The sequence below is a fragment of the Psychrobacillus vulpis genome, from assembly GCF_006861825.1.
GTDB classification, from domain to species: Bacteria; Bacillota; Bacilli; order Bacillales_A; family Planococcaceae; genus Psychrobacillus; species Psychrobacillus vulpis.
In genome coordinates, this window is sequence record NZ_VDGI01000055.1 from 1 (window position 1) to 2,267 (window position 2,267).

The following is a 2,267-nucleotide window of genomic DNA, read 5'->3' on the forward strand; positions in this document are numbered from 1 at the left end:
GGCTACATTTTGTGAATGGTGACTTGGAAGAGCCGTGTGCGTAAATAGCGCAAGCACGGTTCTGTGAGGGGGGAGGAACACAATCTACCGCAAGGTAGAGAGGTTCCCTTCTACTCGACTAGTTAAAATCATAGGGTTGGTTATGCAGCTCTTTTTTCTTATTGAACAAACGGGGTAGGTAATGCACGTACCGAATATGGCTTTACAATGTTTAATCACGTTAACACGACAGCAACATATCAAGGGAATTCTTTTAAAATATACCCTACTGGTTCATCTGGTTTAAATTATAAGGACGGAGATTCATTTGGATATTATTTGTTTCCACATGATAAAGAGGTAGATGTTGATATTAGAAAAGATGCCATTATAGAGATGAAACCCTGTAGCTTTCGTAGGTCTGCTGGCCATGTAACCAGTTAATGTCTTATTATAAATCGATTAGAGAAATTGAGAATAATCATTCTTGACTGTCAGCTGATCGAAAAATTGAAGAGGGGTGTTCCTTAATGACAAATAGTAGAATGAATCCTAAGGTTGATGAATTTTTAAGTAAAGCTAAAAAGTGGAAGGAAGAATATGAGCAGTTGAGAAATATCGTTCTTGATTGTGAGCTGACCGAAGAATTTAAGTGGATGCATCCTTGTTACACGTTTGAGAAAAATAACATAGTTTTAATACATGGTTTTAAAGAATATTGTGCTCTTCTGTTTCACAAAGGTGCCTTGTTACAGGATGCCCATGGGATTCTAATCCGACAAACGGAAAATGTACAGGCGGCACGCCAGATTAGGTTCACCAATGTTCGTGAGATAGTTGAAATGGAAACCATCTTGAAAGACTATATTTATGAAGCCATTGAAGTTGAAAAAGCCGGTTTGGAAGTGAATTTTAAAAAGAATACAGAAATCATAATTCCTGAAGAACTTCAAAATAAATTCAATGAGATCCCTGCCTTGAAAACTGCTTTTGAAGCATTGACACCGGGACGGCAAAGAGCATACATTCTTTATTTCTCTCAACCCAAACAATCCAAAACTCGAGAGTCAAGGGTTGAAAAATGTATCCAGCAAATTCTCAATGGAAAGGGATTAAATGATTAGTTTATTCGATGAGAAAATAACCTAATAAACTTTTAGATATTACATCACTTTGCGTTCATTCGACCTCCTTTTTGGATCGCAGGTAACACTCAATCAAATAAATTAAAATGGAAGAAAACAAAAGTGGTCCGTAGAACATAAGCAAATTAATGTGTATATCAGGCTTACGCATTATTAATTAAAATTTAGTTATCGAAGCGTGGTTAAAAAATATGAAGGATATTAATTTCCTTATATCAAAATGGGAGCAAATACTACATAAATTAGAGAACAATAACGGCAAAGTCCACCCAATTGAAATTGGAAAAAAAGCAGCGCTACAGGAGGTAGAAGCTATAGAAAAAGAATTAGGTTATAAACTACCTCCTTCTTATAAATACATATTATATAACTTAGGTAAATCACTTTCGTTTTATTACTCATTTTCTGAGGATACAATAATTCCTAGCGAATATAAGGAAATATACTCTGGAGAGATAAATTGGAATACTGACTTCCTTCAGAATTTAAATAGGTTAGCTGACGATTACGTTCCTATCTAACTTCAATGTGTATCAATAAGGATAGGGGACTATCTTTAGTTTTTACTTTTCTTGAACAAGAATCTAACAAAAAGATAACTGGGTATGAAGCACTTTCCCATCTTGGTGAATTTCATTCGAGGGATGTTATCTCGTGGATGGAGAATCATGTTAAATTTCCTGTGACAGAAGGTTGGTACGAACTCTTCGTAAGGTCAAACTTTTCATGGGATGACATAGAAAGGTGGACCTCTTTAGAAGAGAAGCATGAAGTAACGGTAATTCACGCATTAGAAATGTATGCCCATGAGAAAGCAGCAAATAATAAGAAACCTCATGTTATATCAAATCTTCCCACTAAATCGGAATTTATTGATTTTCTTGTTAAATTACGTGCTAAACAAGTTTTAAAAAAGCGGACAATGCTCGTAGAGAACGTAATACAAAACATAAATATATTTTATTAAATTTGTGAAAAAATGTTCTTCAACTAACGTGGTGCTTGTGCGGCCGAGATTAGGTCGTATCATATAGCGGGTGGGATTCCCGCCGAGAAAGAACTAGCCATTCACTCGTAGCGAGTCTTGGAGGGCTACTGGTAACATTAGCCTTTAAGCGTAGACAGTTAGGTGGCGGGCCGAAA

At 36.0% G+C, this 2,267-nt stretch carries 4 protein-coding genes; all 4 read left to right on the top strand.

Going from position 1 to position 2,267, the window contains the following annotated elements:
* The first annotated feature begins 207 nt into the window (after positions 1-207).
* The 4 genes from FG384_RS19395 to FG384_RS19410 all read left to right on the top strand — a co-directional run bounded on the left by FG384_RS19395 (position 208) and on the right by FG384_RS19410 (position 2,091).
* Positions 208-423: a hypothetical protein gene (locus FG384_RS19395; protein WP_142644331.1), complete on the top strand. Its 216-nt coding sequence runs from the start codon at positions 208-210 to the stop codon at positions 421-423.
* An 86-nt stretch (positions 424-509) separates the two neighbouring features.
* A complete protein-coding gene (locus FG384_RS19400; protein ID WP_142644332.1) occupies positions 510-1,103 on the top strand; it encodes a YdeI/OmpD-associated family protein in 594 nt (197 codons plus the stop codon).
* Between the two features lie 212 nt (positions 1,104-1,315).
* Positions 1,316-1,645: an SMI1/KNR4 family protein gene (locus tag FG384_RS19405; RefSeq protein WP_142644333.1), complete on the top strand. Its 330-nt coding sequence runs from the start codon at positions 1,316-1,318 to the stop codon at positions 1,643-1,645.
* A 137-nt stretch (positions 1,646-1,782) separates the two neighbouring features.
* A complete protein-coding gene (locus FG384_RS19410; RefSeq protein ID WP_142644334.1) occupies positions 1,783-2,091 on the top strand; it encodes a hypothetical protein in 309 nt (102 codons plus the stop codon).
* Positions 2,092-2,267: the final 176 nt, after the last annotated feature.

What these genes read in the sequence shown, in the direction of transcription:
- FG384_RS19395 (WP_142644331.1), top strand. Translation starts at nt 208, where the DNA reads ATGTTTAATCACGTTAACACGACAGCAACATATCAAGGGAATTCTTTT.
- FG384_RS19400 (WP_142644332.1), top strand. Translation starts at nt 510, where the DNA reads ATGACAAATAGTAGAATGAATCCTAAGGTTGATGAATTTTTAAGTAAA.
- FG384_RS19405 (WP_142644333.1), top strand. Translation starts at nt 1,316, where the DNA reads ATGAAGGATATTAATTTCCTTATATCAAAATGGGAGCAAATACTACAT.
- FG384_RS19410 (WP_142644334.1), top strand. Translation starts at nt 1,783, where the DNA reads ATGGAGAATCATGTTAAATTTCCTGTGACAGAAGGTTGGTACGAACTC.